The organism is Curtobacterium sp. MWU13-2055 (assembly GCF_023242305.1).
Classification (GTDB): Bacteria; Actinomycetota; Actinomycetes; order Actinomycetales; family Microbacteriaceae; genus Curtobacterium.
In genome coordinates this window covers 979,566-999,543 of sequence record NZ_JALLIO010000001.1, presented here as the reverse complement: position 1 = coordinate 999,543, position 19,978 = coordinate 979,566, and the positions used below count along the sequence as shown (strand labels likewise).

Here is a 19,978-nt window from a genome sequence, read left to right as displayed (position 1 = left end):
TGCAACACCAGGGAACCCCTGACCAGCACTGGTCAGGGGTTTTCTGCGTTTGCGGGCTGAGCCGTAGGATCAGCCGACGACGGAGGAACGATGACCGAAGCCTGGCCGGCACTGCCCGAGGGTTCCCGCTTGGCACTGCGGGAGATCCTCATCCACGGCACGCTCTCGCGGGCGGAGATCGCTCGGTCGCTCGGGCTGTCGCGAGCGAGTTTGACCCGGGCGATGCGCATCCTCGTGGCCCACCGGCTCGTGGTCGAGGTCGGTACCGACGTGCGTGGGGCCACCGGTCGGCCGTCGGAGCTGCTGCAGTCGAGTTCGGGGCAGTGGGAGTTCCTCGGCGTCAAGCTCACCCGGGAGCGCCTGTACGCCGCGGTGACCGACCTGGGCGGACGCGTCCTGGCCCTGCACGAGGAGACGGTGCCGTCGACCCTGCCGGAGGACCTGGCCGACCAGATCAGCACCGTGCACGAGCGCCTCCGTGCCGTGCACCCTGCGATCTGCGCCGTCGGGGTCTCCCTGCCCGGTGACGTCCTCGCCCGGGGCGGAGAGGCCGTTGTCGCGTCGTCGCCGTTCCTCGGGTGGACCGACGTCGCGTTCGCCCGGATGGTCCGGGAGCGAACGGGGCTCGCAGCGTTCACGGCGAACGACGTCCACGCCCTGACCGTCAAGGAGCACTGGTTCGGTGCCGGCGCCGGCCGCGGGTCGATGGCCCTGGTCACCGTGGGTGAGGGGCTCGGCCTCGGGCTCATCGTGAACGGGCAGGTCTCCACCGGCGAGCACGGGCGACTCGGTCGGATCGGGCACCTTCCGGTCCTCGGCGGTGGGCCCGACTGCGGCATCGGGCACGCGGGGTGTGCCTCGAGCTACCTGCCGAGTCCGGTGATCGTGCGGAACGCCGGGCGCGAGGGATCGTCGTACGAGCAGGTCGTCGAGCTCGCGCGGAACGGTGACGAACGGGCCGTGGCGGCGTTCGAGGACGCCGGGCGAGCACTCGGTGTCGTCCTGGCCACTGCGGTGCACATCGCCGACCCTGCCGCGATCGTCCTGACCGGCGACGGGCTGCCGGTGTACGACCTGGCGCGGACCACGGTGGACGAGTCGCTCCGTGCTGCCCTGGCGCCGTACCGGCAGCCGGTGACGGTCGAGGTGCAGCCGTTCGAGTTCTCGGAGTGGGCGCGAGCGGGGGCGGTCCTCGCGATCCGGCAGCTGCTGGAGACCTGATGCGGCACCACTGCCAGCGCGTTAGTTACACACGTTGACAAACACCGCCGGAGACGGGAGGCTGGTGCGGTCCACCCATCGAAGGAGATGCCGTGACCGCTGCCCCCACCGTCCCGTGGCCGACCGACGGCCTGTCGTTCGGCGGCGACTACAGCCCTGAACAGTGGCCGCGCGAGGTCTGGCTCGAGGACGTCCGCCTGATGCGCGAGGCCGGGGTGAACCTGGTCACGATCGGGGTCTTCTCGTGGGCGCTGCTCGAGCGGTCGCCGGGGGAGTACACCTTCGACTGGCTCGACGACGTCATCGCCCTGCTGCACGACAACGGCATCGCCGTGGACCTCGCGACCCCGACCGCCGCTCCGCCGAACTGGCTGCTGACCGCCCACCCCGAAGTGCTGCCGGTGGACGCGACGGAGCGTCGTGAGCGCCCGGGTGGACGTCTCGGGTGGTGTGCGGCGTCGACGGTGTTCCGCGAACACGCCCTGCGGATCGTCGGCGCCCTGGCCGAACGGTACGGTCACCACCCCGCGGTGCGGCTGTGGCACGTGAGCAACGAGCTCGGTGGCGGGAACGGCCGCTGCTACTGCGAGGAGTCGGCCGCGGACTTCCGGCGCTGGCTCGCCGACCGGTACGGGGACGTCGACACCGCGAACGCCGCGTGGGGAACGGCCTTCTGGGGGCACACCTACACGTCCTTCGACGAGGTCTCACCCCCGCGTGGAGTCGGCGGCGCACCGAACCCCGGCCTCTTCCTGGACTTCGAGCGGTACTCGTCCGACGCCTTGCTCCGGCACTTCGACGCCGAGAAGGCCGTCATCGAGCAGCACTCGGACGTCCCCGTCACGACGAACTTCATGGTCGGTGCGGGATCGCAGGTCGTCGACTACGCCGAATGGGCGAAGCACGTCGCGATCCCGGCGAACGACCACTACACGCTCGTCGACGACCCGCACCGCGAGCAGGACCTCGCCCTCGCCGCTGACCGGATGCGCGGCATCACCGCCGGCCGCACCCCGTGGTTGCTCATGGAGCACTCGACGGGCGGCCCGAGCTGGCAGCAGCGCAACCGGGCGAAGGAACCGGGCGAGATCCTGCGCAACTCGCTCGTGCACGTCGCCCGCGGGTCCGACGGCGCACTGTTCTTCCAGTGGCGGGCCTCCACCGCAGGGGCCGAGCAGTTCCACTCCGCGATGGTCCCGCACGCCGGTACCCGCACCCGGATCTGGCGCGAGGTCGTCGCGCTCGGCCGCGCACTCCGCGACCTCGCCCCCGTGCAGGGCAGCCGCGTCGAGCCCGCCCGGGTCGCGATCGTCGTCGACGAGCCGTCCGGCTGGGCGCTGCAGTCCGGGCTGACGCCGCACCGGGGACTGCGGTACTCGCGGGAGCTCCGTGCCTGGTACGCCGCGTTCCACGACCGGCAGGTGCTCACCGACGTCGTGCCCTCGGACGCCGACCTCGACGGCTACGACGTGGTGGTCGTCCCCACGATGCTCATCGTCGACGACGCCACCGCCGCACGGATCGCCGCGGTGGTCGACCGCGGTGCGACCCTGATCGTCACCTACCTGTCCGGCGTCGCCGACGAGACCGCCCGCATCCGCTCCGGCGGTTACCCGGGCGCGTTCCGGCAGGTGCTCGGCGCTTGGAGCGAGGAGTTCACCCCGCTGCAGCGCGACGAGACCCGCACGCTCGACGACGGCGGCACCGTCACCGACTGGGCCGAGGCCGTCGTGGTCGACGACGCCGACGTCGTGCTCCGGTACACGGACGGACCGCTCGCGGACCGCGCAGCGGTCACCCGCCGCGCCGTCGGCGGCGGCGCCTGGTACGTGTCCGCGATGCTGCCTGCCCAGAGCACCCAGCGGCTCGTGGACCGGGTCATCGAGGAGCGCACGCTCCCGCGGACGGTCACCGCGCCTCCCGGCCTGGAGGCGGTGCGCCGCGTCCACGACGACGGTTCCGTGTTCCTGTTCCTCGTCAACCACCGCGCGGACGACGTGACGGTCGTCGCGTCCGGTACGGACCTGCTCGACGGCTCCGGCCACGGGCCGGAGACCGTCGTGCCCGCCGGTCGCATCCGCGTCCTGCGCGAGGAGCGTGCGTCGTGACCGTCGTGGACCGCGATCCGGCGCCGGCGCGCGCACTCGACGGACGGCAGGTGCAGGTCCTGCGCAGCGGCGGGGTGTCGCTCGTGCTGGCGACCGCCGACGACGGGCTGCCCGAGGTGCTGCACTGGGGCCGCGACGTCGGACCCGTGACGGACGGCGACGGCGCCGAACTGCTGCTCGCGCTCGGACGGCCGCTCGGACCGAGCGCCCTCGATGCAGCCTGGCCACTGACCGTGCTGCCGACCGAACGCGACGGGTGGGAGGGACGACCCGCGATCGCCGGGCACGTCGACGGGCTGCCGCTCGTGCCGCGGTGGCGCGACGTCGAGGTGACCGCGGAGCCGGGCGTGCTGGTCGTGACCGCGGTGTCCGACGAACTGCTGCTGCGGAGTGCCTTCCGGCTCGACGCCGCGGGGGTGCTGCGCGTCGGGCACACCGTGACGAACGGGGCCGCCGTGCCCGTGCACCTGCAGGCACTCGAGGCGACGCTGCCCGTGGGCGAACGGGTCGGCGAGGTGCTCGACCTGGCCGGACGCTGGACCCGGGAGCGCACCCCGCAGCGCCGGACCCTGACCGCCGGCAGCCACGCGCGGGAGAGCCGCCGTGGTCGCACCGGCCACGACGCCCCGACGCTGCTCGTGCTCGGGACGCCGGGGTTCTCGGACGCCCAGGGTGAGCTCTGGGCCGTGCACCTGGCCTGGAGCGCCGACTCGGTGCACCGCCACGACCTGCTCGCCGAGGCGCGACCGCTGCTCGGCGCCGGGGAGCTCCTGCGCGCCGCCGAGGTGGTCCTCGGGCAGGGGGAGTCCTTCGCCGCGCCCGACGCCGTCTTCGTCTGGAGCGACGCCGGGCTCGACGGCCTGTCCGACCGGCTGCACGACTCGCTGCGCAGCCGCCCCGGTCACCCGAAGCGCCCCCGTCCGGTGGTGCTCAACACGTGGGAGGCCGTCTACTACCGGCAGGGCCTCGCGCCCCTGGTCGCACTGGCCGAGACCGCCGCGGACATCGGCGTCGAGCGGTTCGTGCTCGACGACGGCTGGTTCCTCGGGCGGCGCTCGGACTCGACGTCGCTGGGGGACTGGCGCGTCGACCCGACGGTGTGGCCGGACGGCCTCGGGCCGCTCGTCGACCGGGTCCGCGGACTCGGCATGGACTTCGGGTTGTGGTTCGAACCCGAGATGGTGAGCCCGGTGTCCGAGCTCGCGGCGGCGCACCCCGAGTGGCTGCTGCAGCGCCCCGAGGACGACGTCCGCACCTGGCGGAACCAGTACGTGCTCGACATGGCGAACCCGCTCGCGCGGGCGTACGTGCTCGAGGCGATGTCCGCCGTCATCGGGGCGCACCACGTCGACTTCGTGAAGTGGGACCAGAACCGCGACATCGTGCACGCGGTCCACGCCGGACGCGCCGGCATCGACGCACACACTCGCGGGGTCTGGACGCTGATGGACGCCCTGCGCGCCCGTCACCCGTGGCTCGAGATCGAGGCGTGCGCGAGCGGCGGCGCCCGCGTGGACCTCGGCGTGCTGGAGCGCACCGACCGGGTGTGGCCGTCGGACTCGAACGACGCGTTCGAACGCCTGCCGATCCAACGCTGGACCGAGGCACTGCTGCCGCTCGAGCTGATCGGCTCGCACGTCGGCCCCGAGGTCTCGCACACCACCGGCCGGCACCTCGACCTGGACTTCCGGATGGCGGTGTCGCTGTTCGGTTCCGCCGGCATCGAGACCGACGTCACCCGGCTGGCGCCTGCGGAGCTCGACCGGCTGCGGGCGTGGACGGCCTTGTACAAGCGGGAGCGCGGACTGCTGCACACCGGGCGACTCCGGCACCTGGACCTCGGCGACCCCGGGCTCGTGGCGACCTCGGTCGTGGCCGTCGACCGGTCGCGGGCGCTGGTGCGGGTCGCACGGACCGAGACCGGGCCGCAGTCGCTGCCGGTGCCGTTGCGGATGCGGGGGCTCGACCGGGCGCGGCGCTACCGGCTCGCCCCCGTCACGGGGCTGCGGGTGCCGCACGGACTCGACATGGTGCCGCCGGCGTGGCTCGTGCGCGGGTACCTGGAGCTGTCGGGTGCGGTGCTCGAGGACGTCGGGGCGCGGCTGCCGTTGCTGGCCCCCGCGACCGCGATCGTGTTCGAGCTGCACGCCCTCGACTGACGCGACCCTGCCTGCCGCCGTCGGCCTGCCTGCCGCCGTCGGCTGGCTGGCGTCGGCCGTCGGCCGTGGTCGGGCAGGCGCGGCCGGCGAGCGGGCGGAACATCCCGGTTCGTGGCGTGCGCACGCGGGTGTTTCGCCCGCTCGGCGGGACGGCGCGGCCGTACTGGTGTGCTGACGGTTCTGGTTCGCGATCTCGCAGGATCGTGAACCAGAACCGTCACGCCGTTGGCAGAACCCGTCCCCGCCCGGGCGCGGGGCTCGTCAGGGGAGGAGCGAGCCCGCGTGACGGAGGACGAGCGGGCCGACGAGTGCCTCGGGGTCGATGCCCGGCGCACCCGTCACCGTGAAGGTCGCCGACTCGCCGGCGAGCAGGGACACCAACCCGTCGTCGACCCGAGCGGCCGGGTCCACGCGGTCCGGGAACAGCGAGACGTCCCGCGCGTAGGACGTCGCCGTCACCGTGACGACCGCCCCGTCGTCCGTCCCCGTGACCGACGTGGACAGCGGTGCGCGGGCGAGCACCTGGTCGACGACCTCGGCGAAGTCGAACACCGTGCGGGTTCCGGCTCCGGTGACGACGAGCACCTCGGACCCGGCGTCCCCGGGCACGGCGAGCGAGGCCGGCAGCGTGACCCGGTCGGCATCGGCGGGTGCGGCGGCGAGCGAGAACGACGACGAGTCGAGCACCGTGCCGTCGAACGCGACGCGGGCGACCGTGACCTCGTCGGTGACCGGCGCCCCGGACGCGTTCACGAGCACGACGTCGAGCCCGCCAGCAGCGCCCGCGGCGCCCGCACCCCCGGCCGCAGACGGCTGCACCGTGAGCAACACCGGCTGGTAGGCCTGCCGCACCGCGTACCAGACGGGCTTCCGGATGCCCGCGTGGTCGACGAGCGCCCAGGACACCACGGGCCAGTCGTCGTTGAGCTGCCAGACGATCATCCCGGTGTTGTCGGGCGTGCGGGACCGGAACCACTCCATGCCGAAGCGGATCGCGTGCGCCTGGTTGAGCTGTGACGCCCAGTGCCAGTCCTCGATGCTCGTCGGCGACGGCAGGTGCCCGCGCATGCCGTCGGCGAGCTTCCGGTTGCCCTGGTCGGCCTTCTGGTGCACGAGCATCTCGTGGCCGTCGGGGTCGAGCGGCTCGTCGTGCACCACCGCGGTGAGGGTCGACCAGGCGGGCGGCCCCTGGAACCCGAACTCCGCCACGAACCGCGGGTTCCAGTCGGCGTAGGCCCGGTAGTCGAGCCGGTTCCAGACATCCCAGATGTGCACGCTGCCGTTGCGATCGTCGTTCGGCGTCAGGTACTCGTCGAACGAGAACGGGCTGCCCGGCGTGTACGGACGGGTCGGGTCGAGCTCGGCGACGATGGAGGGCAGCAGCGAGCGGTAGTAGCCGTTGCCCCAGGTCCGGCCGACGAGCGACGGCCGCCAGCCCCACTCGGCGTACGCGACGAGGTTCTCGTTGTTGCCGTTCCACACCACGAGCGACGGGTGCGGGCTGAGCCGGGTGACGGCTTCGCGGACCTCGGGCTCGACCTCGTCGGCGAGCCAGGGCTCCTCGGCGTAGGCGGCGCAGGCGAACAGGAAGTCCTGCCAGACGAGCACGCCGAGCTCGTCGCAGCGGTCGTACAGGTCGTCGGACTCGTAGATCCCGCCGCCCCAGATGCGGAGCAGGTTGACGTTCGCCTCGATCGCGTCGTCGATCCGGTCGGCGTAGCGCTCGGGCGTCATCTCGGTCAGGTACGCGTGGTCGGGGATCCAGTTCGCGCCCCGCACGATCACGGGCCGGTCGTTCACCCGGAGCAGGAACGGGGCTCCGCCGGCGTCGGCGGCGGTGTCGAGCGTCACGGTGCGGAACCCGACGCGGCCGGTCCAGACGTCGTCGCCGACCTCGACCCGGACGTCGTACAGCGGCTGGTCGCCCTCGCCGCGCGGCCACCAGACGGCGACGTCGGGGACCTCGAGCCGCACGACGGCGGTGCCGTCGACGACGGCGCGCACGCTGGTGACGGACGTCACGCCCGGCGCGGACGGGCGGCCGGGAGGCACGGTGCCGGACCCGACGGGCGTCGCCGCCGCCTCGGTGCCGCTCGCGCCGGGGGCGGACGTGCTCTGCTCGGCCAGGGCGGCGCCGTGGCCGTCGGCCCCGCCGAGGGTGACGTGCGGGGTCAGGGTGACCCGCGCCTCCAGGCCGGGCCGACCGGACACCCCTGCGACCGGAGCCGACCCGATGTGCTGGGAGAAGGCCCCGGTGGAACCTGCGGACTCGACGTCGACGTGCGCGGTGAGCACGCCGGTGGTGACGTCGACGTCGACCAGGGGGCGGACGGCCGCGATGCGGGCGCCGCTCCACGACTCGATGCCGATCGACTTCCAGATGCCGCTCGTGGCGACGTCGATGCCCCAGTCCCAGCCGAAGTTCGACGCGTTCTTGCGGAGTGCGTTGTACGGGTGGTGGTTGACGTGGGGGAGTTCGCCGCCGTGCAGGGCGGACAGTCGCTCGGCCGCGGGGACCGGGGCGTCGAAGGTGATCACGAGCTCGTTCGTGCCGGGGCGCAGCAGGTGCCCGACGGGGAACCGGTACGCGCGGTGCTGGTTCGCGGTGGTGGCGACGACGATGCCGTTCAGCTCGATCGTCGCGAGGGTGTCGAGGCCGTCGGCGACGAGGTCGTGGCGGGCGTGCGTGTTCGGGCCCGTGCCGGTCTCGCCCGACCACGTGAAGGTGCGGCGGTACCGCCACACCGTGTCGCCGATCCACTGGGTCGTGGCCTCGTTGTCGCCGTCGAACGGGTCGGGGATCCGGCCCGCCCGCAGCAGGTCGGTGTGCACGCCGCCGGGGACGATCGCGGCGACCGGCTCCCGGTGCGCATCGGCCTGCGCCGGGCCGTGCACCGCCTCGACCGTCCACGTGCCGTCCAGGGTGGTCCGCTCCATTGCGTCTCCTCAATCGTGACGGGGCCGTGACCCGACCCCTTGACCGCCTTAGTTTACGCGTGTAACAATCACGCTCACAACGTGGATCCTGCGACGACGCAGACCGAGAGGACAACGATGTTCAACCCAACCCGTTCACGGCTCGCCATCGGCGCCGCCGTCCTCCTCGCCGCCGGCCTCGCGCTGAGCGGCTGCAGCGCGAGCGGCAACGCCAGCACGAAGGACGACGCCGCCTCGACCCTGGTCGCCTACACCGGACAGTCCGGCGACTACCAGATCAACTTCAACCCGTGGTCGCCGTCCAACATCGGCGGCGTCGGCACGATCTACGAGTCGCTGTTCTTCATCACCAACGTCAACACGAACGACCCGAAGCCGCTGCTCGGCAAGTCGTACGAGTGGAACACCGACGGCACGCAGCTCACCATCACGCTGCGCGACGGGGCGACCTGGAGCGACGGTGAGCCCTTCACCTCGAAGGACGTCGTGTTCACGCTCGACATGCTCAAGAAGCAGAAGGCCCTCAACTCGATCGGCTACGACGGCAACGCGAAGGCCGACGGCGATGACAAGGTCGTCGTGACGTTCGACAAGCCGTCGTTCGTGCTCGGCCCGAACCTGCTCGGCAAGACCTGGATCGTGCCCGAGCACCTGTGGAAGGACATCGACCCGACCACCGACGTCGTACGCGAGCCCGTCGGCACCGGTCCGTACACGCTCGGCACCTTCAAGGCGCAGGCCTTCACCCTCGAGGCGAACAAGAAGTACTGGGACGGCGCCCCGGCCGTGAAGACCATCCGCTACCTGTCGCTCTCCGGCAACACCGCCGGTGCCGACGCGCTCAAGCAGGGCTCGATCGACTGGCAGACCGGCCCGGTGCCGAACATGGACGACATCGCCGGCAACTACAACGGCTACGACGGCATCACCGTCGGCCAGAACCAGATGGCGCTGCTCACCTGCGCGAACACCGACCTCGGCTGCACCGGCCCGCAGACCGACCCGGCCGTCCGGCACGCCATCGCCGACGCGATCAACCGCAAGCAGCTCAACTCGCTGGCGTTCGAGAACACCGCGAGCGAGATCTCGCCGACCTTCGCGCTCACCACGACGCAGAAGGACACCATCTCGAAGGACATCGAGCCGGCCGTGATGCCGGAGACCGCCGACAAGGCCGCCGCCGCGTCGTCGCTCGAGGGCGCCGGGTGGAAGAAGGGCGCCGACGGCATCTACGCCAAGGACGGCAAGAAGCTGTCCCTGACCGTCGAGGTCGTCACCGGCTGGACCGACTACATCACCGCGATCGACACGATGACGCAGCAGCTCAAGGCCGCGGGCATCGAGCTCAAGGCGCAGCAGTCGTCGTGGAACGAGTGGACCGACAAGAAGACCAAGGGCAACTTCGAGCTCGCCATCGACTCGCTCGGCCAGGGCCCGACGGCGAACCCGTACTACCTGTACAACAACTACTTCACGACGGCGAACACCGCGAAGGTCGGTGCTGCAGCCCCGATGAACATCTCGCGCTACAGCAACCCCGACGTGGACAAGGCCATCGCGAAGCTGGCCACGATCAACCCCGAGGACACCGCCGCGACGCAGCCGGAGCTCGACACGATCCAGCAGCACATCGTCGAGGACCTGCCGTACATCCCGGTGATGACCGGCGGCACGACGAGTGAGTTCCACGCGGCGAAGTTCACCGGCTGGCCGACGAAGGACGACCTCTACGCCTTCCCGGCCGTCTGGGCGAGCCCGGACAACGCCGAGATCTTCAAGGCACTGAAGCCGGCGAAGGGCTGACCACGATGGGATCGCGACCGAGGAGCACTCGACGATGACCTACTTCCTGCGCAAGATCGGCTTCTACATCGTCGCGCTGTGGGCGGCACTGACGCTGAACTTCATCATCCCGCGGCTGCTGCCCGGGAACCCGGTGGACATCCTGCTCGCCAAGCTCCAGCAGCGCGGCGGGCAGGTGACCCCGGCGACACGGCAGGCGTACGAGCTGCTCCTCGGTGGCGATTCCTCGGAGCCGCTGATCTCCCAGTACGGCCACTACCTGGTCAACGTGTTCCGCGGTGACCTCGGGGTGTCCGTCAGCTACTTCCCGGCCCCCGTCACCGAGGTCATCGCGAGCTCGCTGCCGTGGACCATCGCCCTGGTCGGCATCGCCACCATCCTGGCCGCCATCATCGGCGTCGGCCTCGGCGCCTTCGTCGGCTGGCGTCCGGGCACCTGGCTCGACTCGTTCGTGCCGGCCACCACCCTGCTCGCCGCGGTGCCGTACTTCTGGCTCGCGCTGATCCTGGTGTACTTCTTCGCCACCGGCATCCACCTGTTCCCGGCCCAGGGCGGCTACGACGTCATCCTGACCCCCGGGTTCAACTGGGACTTCATCGCCTCGGCGATCCAGTACGGGGTGCTGCCGGCCGTGACGATCGTGCTCGCATCGCTGGGCGGCTGGCTGCTCGGCATGCGCAACATGATGGTGTCGACGCTGTCCGAGGACTACATCACCACCGCCCAGGCCAAGGGGCTGTCCGACGGCAAGATCCTGCGGAACTACGCCGCCCGGAACGCCGTCCTGCCCTCGGTCGCCGGGTTCGCGATCTCCCTCGGGTTCATCGTGTCCGGCTCCGTCGTCACCGAGCAGGTGTTCTCGTACCCGGGCATCGGGTCGAAGCTGCTGTCCGCCGTGACGAACAACGACTACGCGCTCATGCAGGGGATCTTCCTGTTCATCACCCTGGCGGTCCTCGGCGCGAACCTCGTCGTCGACCTGCTGTACGGGCTCATCGACCCGCGGACGCGGGCGCGGAGCTAGGGAGGACACGCCATGACCAACATCCAGCAGGACACCGAACCCACCATCGGCGCACTCGCCGAGGAAGCCGACGCCGGGTCGACGCGGAGCATCGCCACGGCCCGCGCGTCACGACCGAAGGGCGGCATCCGCCGTTTCCTGCCGACCCTGACCCCGTGGCTCATCACGGGGATCGCCCTCGTCGCCGGCGTCACGCTGTTCGGCGTCGTCGGGCCGCTGCTCGTCGGCGACCCGACCACCATCCGCGACTCCGGACTGCAGGGACCGAGCGGCGAGAACCTGCTCGGGACCACCCAGACCGGGCAGGACGTGCTCGCTCAGCTCGCCTACGCCACCCGCGGCAGCCTGCAGATCGGCCTGATCGTCGGCGTCCTCGCCACGGTGCTGTCCGCGTTCTTCGGGATCCTCGGCGCCTACCTGGGCGGGATCATGGACGAGGCGTTCTCGCTGTTCTCGAACGTGTTCCTCGTGATCCCCGGCCTGCCGCTCGTGATCGTCATCTCCGGCCTGGTCCCGCGCGAGGCCCGCGGGCTCTGGACCATCGCCGTCGTCCTCGCGATCACCTCGTGGGCGGGCTCCGCGCGGGTGCTCCGTGCGCAGACGATGTCGATCCGGAACCGCGACTACGTCTCCGCCGCCCGTGTCGCCGGCGAACGACCCTGGCGGGTCATCGCCGTCGAGATCCTGCCGAACCTGCTGCCCGTCTTGGCGTCGCAGTTCGTGTTCGCGGTGATCGCCGCGATTCTCGGGGAAGCGGGGCTGTCGTTCCTCGGCCTCGGGGCGTCGAACTCGTCGACGCTCGGCACCATGCTCTTCTACGCCCAGAACGGCTTCGCGCTGGCGAACGGCGCCTGGTGGTGGTTCGTGCCGCCCGGCCTGCTCATCGCCCTGCTCGGCATGGGCCTGTCCCTGGTGAACTTCTCGATCGACGAGGTCATCAACCCGCGACTGGCGAACGTGCGTGCCCAGCGGCGGCGCGAACGTCGCGCCAAGCGGGCCGCCCGCGCCTCGCGTTCCGCACGCACCACGAAGGAGTTCGTCCGATGAGTGCCGAAGCCGTGCTGACGATCGACCACCTCGACGTCGTCTACGAGACCGAACACCCCGTGCACGCCGTCAAGGACGTGTCGCTCACCCTGGCGCCCGGCGAGATCCTCGGGCTCGCGGGGGAGTCCGGCTGCGGCAAGACGACCCTGGCCTACGCCATCACCCGGCTGCACCGACCGCCGGCGAAGGTCGCCTCGGGCAGCATCACGTTCCACGACCGCGACGGCACCGACATCGACCTGCTCGGGCTGCCGCACGAGCAGCTGCGGGCCGTGCGCTGGTCGAAGCTGTCGATGGTGTTCCAGGGCGCGATGAACGCCCTCAACCCCGTCACCACCATCCGGGCGCAGCTCGACGACGCCCTGAGGGAACACCGGCGCGACCTGTCCCGCAAGGAACGGCGCGCGATCGCCGAGGACGCCCTGAGCCGCGTCGGCGTCGACCCGTCCCGCATCACCGCGTACCCGCACGAACTGTCCGGCGGCATGCGGCAGCGCGTCATGATCGCGATGGCCATGCTGCTCGAACCGCAGATCATGATCATGGACGAGCCCACCACCGCCCTCGACGTCGTGGTGCAGCGCGAGATCCTCCGTGAGATCGTCCGACTGCGCGACGAGCTCGGGTTCGCTGTCGTGTTCATCACCCACGACCTGCCGCTGCTGCTCGAGATCAGCGACCGCATCGCGATCATGCTGCGCGGCGAGGTCGTCGAGTGCGACCGGGCCTCGGTCATCCAGCACGACCCGAAGCACCCGTACACGCAGAAGCTGCTGCAGTCGTTCCCGAGCCTGTCGGGGGAGCGCGGCGCGTTCATCCGCTCCGGCGTCGACGACCACGCTGCCGCCGTCCACGAGGAGATCCGATGACCAGCGTGACCGTCAGCCACCTCGGCAAGGACTTCCACACCCGCAAGGGCCTGAAGCGCACGACCCTTCATGCCGTCGACGACGTGTCGTTCGAGCTGCTGCCCGGGAAGACCGTGGCGTTGGTGGGGGAGTCCGGCTCGGGCAAGTCCACCATCGCCCGGATGCTCGCCAAGCTCGAGAACACCACCCGCGGCTCGATCGACGTGCGGCTCGAGGACGGCACACCCGTCGTCGGCAGCATGTACCGCCGGCACGTGCAGATGGTGTTCCAGGACCCCTTCGCGTCGCTCAACCCGTTCCACTCGATCGAGCACCACATCGCCCGGCCGCTCCAGCTGCACCACCGAGCCCGGGGTGCCGACGAGACCGCCGAGAAGGTGCGGGAACTGCTCGGCCGCGTCAACCTCGACGAGGACTTCGCGAGCCGCCGCCCGCACGAGCTCTCCGGTGGACAGCGGCAGCGCGTCGCCATCGCCCGTGCACTCGCCCCCGGAGCCCAGGTGCTCATCGCCGACGAACCGGTGTCGATGCTCGACGTGTCGATCCGGCTCAGCGTGCTCAACCTGATGGGCCGCCTGCAGCGCGAGGACCACCTCGCCGTGCTCTACATCACGCACGACCTGGCGACCGCACGGCACTTCTCCGACGAGATCCTGGTGCTCTACCGCGGCCGGGTCGTCGAGCGCGGGCCCTCCGACGCCGTCATCCTCGACCCGCAGCACGACTACACCCGACTGCTCGCCGAGGCCGCCCCCGACCCGGAGCGCACTGACCGCAAGGTGACCTCGGGCAGCGCTCTCGACCGCTCGAAGATCGACAACACCACCTGCTACGACCACGGCGTCGGCGCGTGGGTGTCGAGTGAGCCGGCACCGGTCGGCGCACGGTGAGCGGCGTCTTCGCCGACTGGGTCACCCCGGGGTTCTCGGCACGGTTCCGGATCGGCGACGACCAGCCCGCGGCACTCGTGTCGTTCGTGGCGAGCGGCGGAGCGCGTGCCGACGGAGCGCTCGCCGACGGCCCCGACGATCCGCAGCCCCTGGTGGAGCTGACGACGATCGGACACGGGCGGTTCCCGGGCGGGTACCGGCACGTGGACTCCACGATCGGGGCGCGACTGCGCCCCGTGTCGTGGCGTGCGTCCGACGACGCGACCGATCCATGGTTCCGGATCGTGCAGGCGGACGCGGCCACGGGCCTCCAGGTCGAGTCGGTGTTCCGGGCGCGCGCCGGCGTCGCGGGCTTCCAGACGTGGACTGAGGTGTCCGCCGACGACGGTGAGCACGTCGTGGACTTCGTGTCGTCGTTCGCGACCGGGGCGTTCCTGACCGACTCCGGGGTCGGCGTCGACGACCTGGCCCTCGTGCACGCGGACAACGACTGGGCGGCCGAGAGCCGGTGGCGGACCGATCCGCTGCGGTCGATCGGACTCGCGGCGATCGACCGCGAGGCGCAGCACCACCCGCCCCGCAGCCGCGCCGTCGTGCAGAACCGCGGGTCGTGGTCGACCGGTGAGGCACTGCCGATCGGGGTGCTGACGCCTGCTCCGACCGCTGGCGCTGCGCCCTACGCGCTCGTCTGGCAGATCGAGCACAACGGGCCGTGGGTGTACGAGCTCGGCGAGACCCGACGGCACGCGTACGTGCTGCTGAGCGGACCGACCGACCAGGAGCACCAGTGGACGGCCGTCGTCGCTCCGGGGCAGCCGTTCGTGTCCGTGCCGGTGTCGGTGGGGATCGCCGGCTCGGTCGGTGGGGCGTTCGAGGTGCTCACGGCGCAGCGTCGGGCGTTCCGGCACGTGCGCGAGGCCGATCGAGCCCTGCCGCTCGTGTTCAACGACTACATGAACACGCTCATGGGGGACCCGACCACCGAGAAGCTGCTGCCGTTGATCGACGCCGCTGCCGACGCCGGAGCGGACCTGTTCTGCATCGACGCGGGCTGGTACGCCGAGGGGCACTGGTGGGACACCGTCGGAGCCTGGGAGGAAGCTGCTTCGCGGTTCCCGACCGGGCTCGGGTTCGTCATCGACCACATCCGGTCGCGGGGGATGCAGGCCGGGCTGTGGCTCGAGCCGGAGGTCATCGGCATCCACTCGCCGCTGGCCGCGACCCTGCCGGACGACGCCTTCGTCCACCACCACGGGGTACGGGTCGCCGAGCACGGACGGCACCTGCTCGACCTCCGGTCGCCGGCCGCGCGGGCGCACGTGGACTCGGTTGTCGATCGACTGGTCGGGTCGCTCGGGGTCAGCTTCTTCAAGATGGACTACAACACGATGACGGGGCCGTGGGACGGCTCGGTCTCGGCTGGCAGAGCGCTGCTCGACTGGCTCGACGCCGTGCAGGAGCGGTACCCGTCGCTGCTCATCGAGAACTGCGCCTCGGGAGCGATGCGCGCCGACTCCGCGATGCTGTCCCGGTTGCACATGCAGTCGACCTCGGACCAGCAGGACCCGGTGCTGTCCGCGTCGATCGCCGCCGCTGCCCCCGCCGCGATGCTGCCCGAGCAGGCGGGGAACTGGGCGTACCCGGCGCCGTCGATGTCGCCCGACCTGTTCGAGCTGTCGCTCGTGAACGGGGTGCTCGGGCGGATGTACCTGTCGGGCTACCTGAACGAGATGTCGTCGGCGCAGCGTGCGGTGGTCGGGGACGCCATCGCCGCCCACCGGGCAGTGCTCGAGGTCATCGAGTCGTCCGTGCCGGAGTGGCCGCTCGGGCTGCCGGCGTGGGAGGACCCCTGGCTCGCGCTCGGCTTGCGCGCTGTGTCGGGCGATCTGTACTTGTCGGTGTGGTCGCTGCCCGGTGCGTCGGGATCGGTGTCGTTGCCGCTGCCGGACTTCGCCGGGCAGGCGGTCGGCGTCGAGCCGCTGTTCCCGACGGCGCTCGGGTCGTGGTCCGTGGCGTGGGACGCTGCCTCGGGCTCGCTCGAGGTCGCCAACGGCGGGGCGACCCCCACAGCGCGGGTGCTCCGCGTCCGACCGGAGGGGGCGGACGCGGAGCACTGAGCGGGGCGCGCGTCGCGATGGCAGGGCGCGCGTCGGAGCGGACGGGAGGCGCGGTGCAGGCAGGCGCCGTGCCTCCCGTCCCGTCGGTGGTCGCGTCCACGGCACGGGGGACGCGGGTTCGCGTCCGGCCGGTGACGTTTCTGGTTCAGGATCCTCGGGGATCGTGAACCAGAACCGTCAGCAGCGGTGCAGGGAGGCCCCCGGTCAGGCGCGGGTCTCGTGGTCGGCGTCGGCGTCGGCGTCGGTTTCGGCGTCGGCGTCGGCTTCTGAGTCGTCGTCGGGGCGGCGCGGGGCGCGGAGCCGCAGGGTCGCACCGAGGCCGATGACCAGGAAGCCGGCGGCCGAGAACGCGGCGGCGCGGGTGCCGTCGGAGAACGCCTCGGCGGCGTCGGCGCGGGTCTGCCCCTCGAGGCCGGCGATCGCTCCGCCCGAAGACTGCACCACGGTGTCGGCGATCTGCTCGGACTGGGCGGTCGAGACGCCGGCGTCCTGCAGGCGGTGCTCCAGGATGCTGCCCGTCGAGGTGAACAGCACCGTCCCGAGGACCGCGATGCCGAGCGCCGAACCGATCTGGCGCGCGGTGCTCTGGGCACCCGAGGCCTCGCCGCTGCGCTCCACGGGGACGTCCTGCAGCACGACGCCGGTGAGCTGGGCCGTCGCGAGTCCGACGCCGAAGCCGTAGACGAACAGGCACGGGACGATCGCCCACCACGGGGTCGACGAGGTCACGACGAACCCGATCGCGGCGACCCCGACGATCTCGGCGCCGATGCCCATCCGCACGATCGGCAGCGCCCCGATCCGCTGTCCGACCGTGGCCGCGAACCCGCTCGCGACGAACGACCCGATCGCCAGGGCCAGCAGCACGAAGCCGGTCTGCAGCGCCGAGTAGCCGAGGACGTTCTGCAGCCAGAGGGGCAGCGACAGGATGATGCCGAACTCGCCGAGCGACACGATGAGCGCCGCGATCGAGCCGTTCCGGAACGAGCCGATGCCGAACAGATCGAGGGCGATGAGCGTCGACCGGCCCGCACGCTGCCGGCGTCGGGAGCGGACGACGAAGGCCACCCCGGCAGCGATCGCGATCACGAACGCGACGGGGATCGGCGAGACCGGGCCGTCCCACGACCACGAACCGATCGTGAACGGTGTCGACGACGGAGTCCACCAGCCGTAGGTGCGACCCTCGATCAGCCCGAAGACCAGCGCAGCGCTCGCGATCACGGACAGCAGGGCGCCGACGAGGTCGATGCGGCCGGTGTGCTCGGCGTCGCGCGACTCCCGCACGGCGACCGCGAGGCCGACCAGGATGACCGCCACGATCGGGACGTTGATGCCGAAGGCCCACCGCCACGAGAAGTCCGTCGTCAGCCAGCCGCCGAGCAGCGGACCGACCGCCACCATCCCGCCGATCGTGGAGCCCCACACCGCGAAGGCGATGCCGCGCTCCCGGCCGGTGAACGTCGCGTTGAGGATCGACAGCGTGGTGGGCAGGACCATCGCGCCACCGACACCCTGCAGCACGCGGGACGCCACGAGCAGTTCGCCCGTCGGGGACAGCGCCGCCAGGACCGACGCCACCGCGAACAGGATCACGCCGATGGTCAGCAGTCGTCGGCGACCGAAGCGGTCGGCGACGGCACCGAAGACGAGCAGCAGCGCGGCGAAGACCAGCGTGTAGCTCTCCTGCACCCACTGCACGAGCGTCGAGCCGATGTCGAGGTCAGCGACGATGCTCGGGATCGCCACGTTCACGATCGTGGAGTCGACGATGATGAGCGCGACCGCCAGGCTGATCACGACCAGACCGATCCACCGGCGGCGATCCGGGGTGGTGGTGGGAGCTGCGGCTGCGGCGCTCATGTGCGTGTCCTCTCAGATGATCAGCATGCTGACTACCTGACGGTACACCCGCTCCCGATGACCGGCGCACCGGGGTTCAGGGGAGCAGGCGGAGCTCCATCGCGCGGGTCACGGCACGGGTGCGGTCGTTGACGCCGAGCTTCTCGAACACGTGCCCGAGGTGCGTCTTCACCGTCGTCTCGCTGAGGAACAGGGCGCGGCCGATCGCCGGGTTCGAGTTGCCCTGGGCGACGAGCTGCAGGACCTCGAGTTCGCGCGGGGTCAGCGACGGGCCAGCAGCCACGGCCGACGAACCCGTTGCTCGTCGGACCAGCGCAGCGGCAGCCGAAGGGGCCAGTGCCGTCTCTCCGCGCGCGGTCGCCCGCACCCCGGCGAGGATCTCGGACTCCGGGGCGGCCTTGAGCAGGTAGCCGGTGGCCCCGGCCTCGATGGCCGCGAGGATCTGGTCGTCGGACTCGTACGTCGTCAGGATCAGGACACGGACGTCCGGCTCGGCCGCGAGGATCTCCGCCGTCGCCGCATCGCCGTCGAGCTCGGGCATCCGGAGGTCCATCAGCACGACGTCGGGGCGCTCGGCCAGCACGACGGACACCGCTGCACGACCGTCGCTGGCCTGGCCCACCACGTCGATGTCGTCGGCGTCCTGCAGCAGCGCGACGATGCCGGAGCGGACGATCGGGTGGTCGTCGGCGACCACGACGCGGATCACCGGCTCACCTCCGCCACGGGGTGGCGAACGGCGGACGGGAGGCCCGGTGCGGCTCCGGTGGGCAGGGTTGCCTCGACGACGGTGCCCCGGCCCGGGGCGCTCGTGATCGTGCAGGTGCCGCCAGCGAGGGCGAGGCGCTCCCGCAGCCCGCGCAGACCGTGCCCGGCGGTGGGCTGCTCGGGATCGAACCCGGTGCCGTCGTCGGTGATCCGCAGCACGGTCAGCCCGTCCTCGGAGACCAGACGGACCTGTGCCGAGCCAGAGCCGGCGTGCGCGCGGACGTTCGAGAGGGCCTCTTGGGCGACCCGCAGCAGGACCACCTGCGCATCGCGGTCCAGCACGCAGTCGGACGCGGCGTCGACCGTGACCAGCGTCCCCGTCTCGCGGGTGTGCCGTTCGGCGAGACGGTGGAGGGCGCCGGCGAGGCTGTCGCGGGTCATGCCGGCGGCTCCGGCTGCGACGAGGGTGCGGGATTCCTCGAGGGCGGCGCGGGCGGACTCCTCGAGGACGGTGAGTCGTTCTTCCAGCGCGTCGGAGCGGTCGTTCGCCAGGTCGCCGCGGGCCCGTTCGGTGAGCATGACGATCCCGGCGAGGTTCTGCGCGACGGTGTCGTGGATCTCTCGGGCCAGACGCTCCCGTTCGCTCGCGACGCCCGCCGTGCGGTTCGCGTCGGCGAGGGACTGCTGGGTGGCGCGGAGCTCCTCGACGAGCTGGCGGCGCTCCTCCGACAGGCCGGCGACGCTCGAGATCCACACGCCCATCGCACAGGCGCCGATCACGCTGATGCCCTCGATGAGCAGGGTGCTGACCAGCGCGTCCGGGCCGCTCGACAGTTGCAGGCCGATGCCGCTCGCGAGCCCGACGGCGATGGACAGCAGGACCGCGGTGCGGACGCGCTCCGTCTGCACCCACACGAGCGGGAACACGATGCACTGCACGAACGCGGTGCTCGGGACGACGGCTGGCAGCACCAGGGCGGCGACGATGACGAGCGGCAGGAACGCGGCGGCGGCTCGGGGGCTGTCGTAGCCGCGGTGCCCGTACGCGATGTACGCCAAGACGAGGCCCACCACCGCCAGGTAGGCCGGCCAGCGGGTCGACCACGGGGACCAGCCCAGCGCGGTGATCACGGCGGTGAGGAGCATCGTGCCCGCGAAGAAGACGTGCAACCACCGGTTGCGTACCCACGTCTCGCCGCTCATCACGACAGCATCCCACCTGCCCGGCGCCA

General features: G+C 71.6%; 13 protein-coding genes. 9 read left to right on the top strand and 4 right to left on the bottom strand.

The genetic code is table 11. From position 1 onward, the window contains the following. Positions 1 to 90: 90 nt before the first annotated feature. The 3 genes from M4960_RS04560 to M4960_RS04550 all read left to right on the top strand — a co-directional run bounded on the left by M4960_RS04560 (position 91) and on the right by M4960_RS04550 (position 5,488). A complete protein-coding gene (locus M4960_RS04560) occupies positions 91 to 1,221 on the top strand; it encodes an ROK family transcriptional regulator (protein ID WP_248703579.1) in 1,131 nt (376 codons plus the stop codon). Positions 1,222 to 1,313: 92 nt separating this feature from the next. Next, positions 1,314 to 3,329, top strand: a complete 2,016-nt coding sequence (locus M4960_RS04555; protein WP_248703578.1) for a beta-galactosidase — start codon at positions 1,314 to 1,316, stop codon at positions 3,327 to 3,329. Then, positions 3,326 to 5,488, top strand: coding sequence for an alpha-galactosidase (locus tag M4960_RS04550; RefSeq protein ID WP_248703577.1), 2,163 nt, complete (start codon positions 3,326 to 3,328; stop codon positions 5,486 to 5,488). The genes M4960_RS04555 and M4960_RS04550 overlap by 4 nt, the downstream gene beginning before the upstream one ends. 261 nt (positions 5,489 to 5,749) lie before the next feature. Here the strand turns inward: M4960_RS04550 and M4960_RS04545 are convergent, their stop codons facing one another. Beyond that, positions 5,750 to 8,425, bottom strand: a complete 2,676-nt coding sequence (locus M4960_RS04545; RefSeq protein ID WP_248703576.1) for a glycoside hydrolase family 2 protein — start codon at positions 8,423 to 8,425, stop codon at positions 5,750 to 5,752. Between the two features lie 117 nt (positions 8,426 to 8,542). Between M4960_RS04545 and M4960_RS04540 the strand changes: the two genes are divergently transcribed. Genes M4960_RS04540 through M4960_RS19625 form a run of 6 tightly spaced genes read left to right on the top strand, consistent with a single transcriptional unit; the run spans position 8,543 to position 16,175 of the window. After that, the gene (locus M4960_RS04540; protein ID WP_248703575.1) at positions 8,543 to 10,228 is read left to right on the top strand and encodes an ABC transporter substrate-binding protein; all 1,686 of its coding nucleotides are present in this window, start codon (positions 8,543 to 8,545) and stop codon (positions 10,226 to 10,228) included. 34 nt (positions 10,229 to 10,262) lie between these two features. Continuing rightward, on the top strand, positions 10,263 to 11,252 hold the full coding sequence (locus tag M4960_RS04535) for an ABC transporter permease (protein WP_111086984.1): 990 nt from the start codon (positions 10,263 to 10,265) through the stop codon (positions 11,250 to 11,252). 12 nt (positions 11,253 to 11,264) lie between these two features. Then, on the top strand, positions 11,265 to 12,299 hold the full coding sequence (locus tag M4960_RS04530; RefSeq protein ID WP_159573964.1) for an ABC transporter permease: 1,035 nt from the start codon (positions 11,265 to 11,267) through the stop codon (positions 12,297 to 12,299). Beyond that, positions 12,296 to 13,168: an ABC transporter ATP-binding protein gene (locus tag M4960_RS04525; RefSeq protein WP_173168295.1), complete on the top strand. Its 873-nt coding sequence runs from the start codon at positions 12,296 to 12,298 to the stop codon at positions 13,166 to 13,168. The genes M4960_RS04530 and M4960_RS04525 overlap by 4 nt, the downstream gene beginning before the upstream one ends. After that, a complete protein-coding gene (locus M4960_RS04520; protein ID WP_173168296.1) occupies positions 13,165 to 14,058 on the top strand; it encodes an ABC transporter ATP-binding protein in 894 nt (297 codons plus the stop codon). The genes M4960_RS04525 and M4960_RS04520 overlap by 4 nt, the downstream gene beginning before the upstream one ends. Then, positions 14,055 to 16,175: a glycoside hydrolase family 36 protein gene (locus tag M4960_RS19625; protein ID WP_248703574.1), complete on the top strand. Its 2,121-nt coding sequence runs from the start codon at positions 14,055 to 14,057 to the stop codon at positions 16,173 to 16,175. The genes M4960_RS04520 and M4960_RS19625 overlap by 4 nt, the downstream gene beginning before the upstream one ends. Positions 16,176 to 16,379: 204 nt before the next feature. Here the strand turns inward: M4960_RS19625 and M4960_RS04510 are convergent, their stop codons facing one another. The 3 genes from M4960_RS04510 to M4960_RS19620 form a co-directional block, all read right to left on the bottom strand. Continuing rightward, on the bottom strand, positions 16,380 to 18,038 hold the full coding sequence (locus tag M4960_RS04510) for a DHA2 family efflux MFS transporter permease subunit (RefSeq protein WP_248703573.1): 1,659 nt from the start codon (positions 18,036 to 18,038) through the stop codon (positions 16,380 to 16,382). Positions 18,039 to 18,114: 76 nt separating this feature from the next. Beyond that, the gene (locus M4960_RS04505; protein WP_248703572.1) at positions 18,115 to 18,747 is read right to left on the bottom strand and encodes a response regulator transcription factor; all 633 of its coding nucleotides are present in this window, start codon (positions 18,745 to 18,747) and stop codon (positions 18,115 to 18,117) included. Next, positions 18,744 to 19,949: a sensor histidine kinase gene (locus M4960_RS19620; RefSeq protein WP_248703571.1), complete on the bottom strand. Its 1,206-nt coding sequence runs from the start codon at positions 19,947 to 19,949 to the stop codon at positions 18,744 to 18,746. Before M4960_RS19620 ends, M4960_RS04505 begins: the two co-directional genes overlap by 4 nt. Between the last annotated feature and the right edge of the window lie 29 nt (positions 19,950 to 19,978).

Excerpts from the sequence above, each read along its gene's own strand:
- M4960_RS04560 (WP_248703579.1), top strand. The coding sequence starts at position 91 with ATGACCGAAGCCTGGCCGGCACTGCCCGAGGGTTCCCGCTTGGCACTG.
- M4960_RS04545 (WP_248703576.1), bottom strand. The coding sequence starts at position 8,425 with ATGGAGCGGACCACCCTGGACGGCACGTGGACGGTCGAGGCGGTGCAC.
- M4960_RS04540 (WP_248703575.1), top strand. The coding sequence starts at position 8,543 with ATGTTCAACCCAACCCGTTCACGGCTCGCCATCGGCGCCGCCGTCCTC.
- M4960_RS04535 (WP_111086984.1), top strand. The coding sequence starts at position 10,263 with ATGACCTACTTCCTGCGCAAGATCGGCTTCTACATCGTCGCGCTGTGG.
- M4960_RS04530 (WP_159573964.1), top strand. The coding sequence starts at position 11,265 with ATGACCAACATCCAGCAGGACACCGAACCCACCATCGGCGCACTCGCC.
- M4960_RS04525 (WP_173168295.1), top strand. The coding sequence starts at position 12,296 with ATGAGTGCCGAAGCCGTGCTGACGATCGACCACCTCGACGTCGTCTAC.
- M4960_RS04520 (WP_173168296.1), top strand. The coding sequence starts at position 13,165 with ATGACCAGCGTGACCGTCAGCCACCTCGGCAAGGACTTCCACACCCGC.
- M4960_RS04510 (WP_248703573.1), bottom strand. The coding sequence starts at position 18,038 with ATGAGCGCCGCAGCCGCAGCTCCCACCACCACCCCGGATCGCCGCCGG.
- M4960_RS19620 (WP_248703571.1), bottom strand. The coding sequence starts at position 19,949 with ATGAGCGGCGAGACGTGGGTACGCAACCGGTGGTTGCACGTCTTCTTC.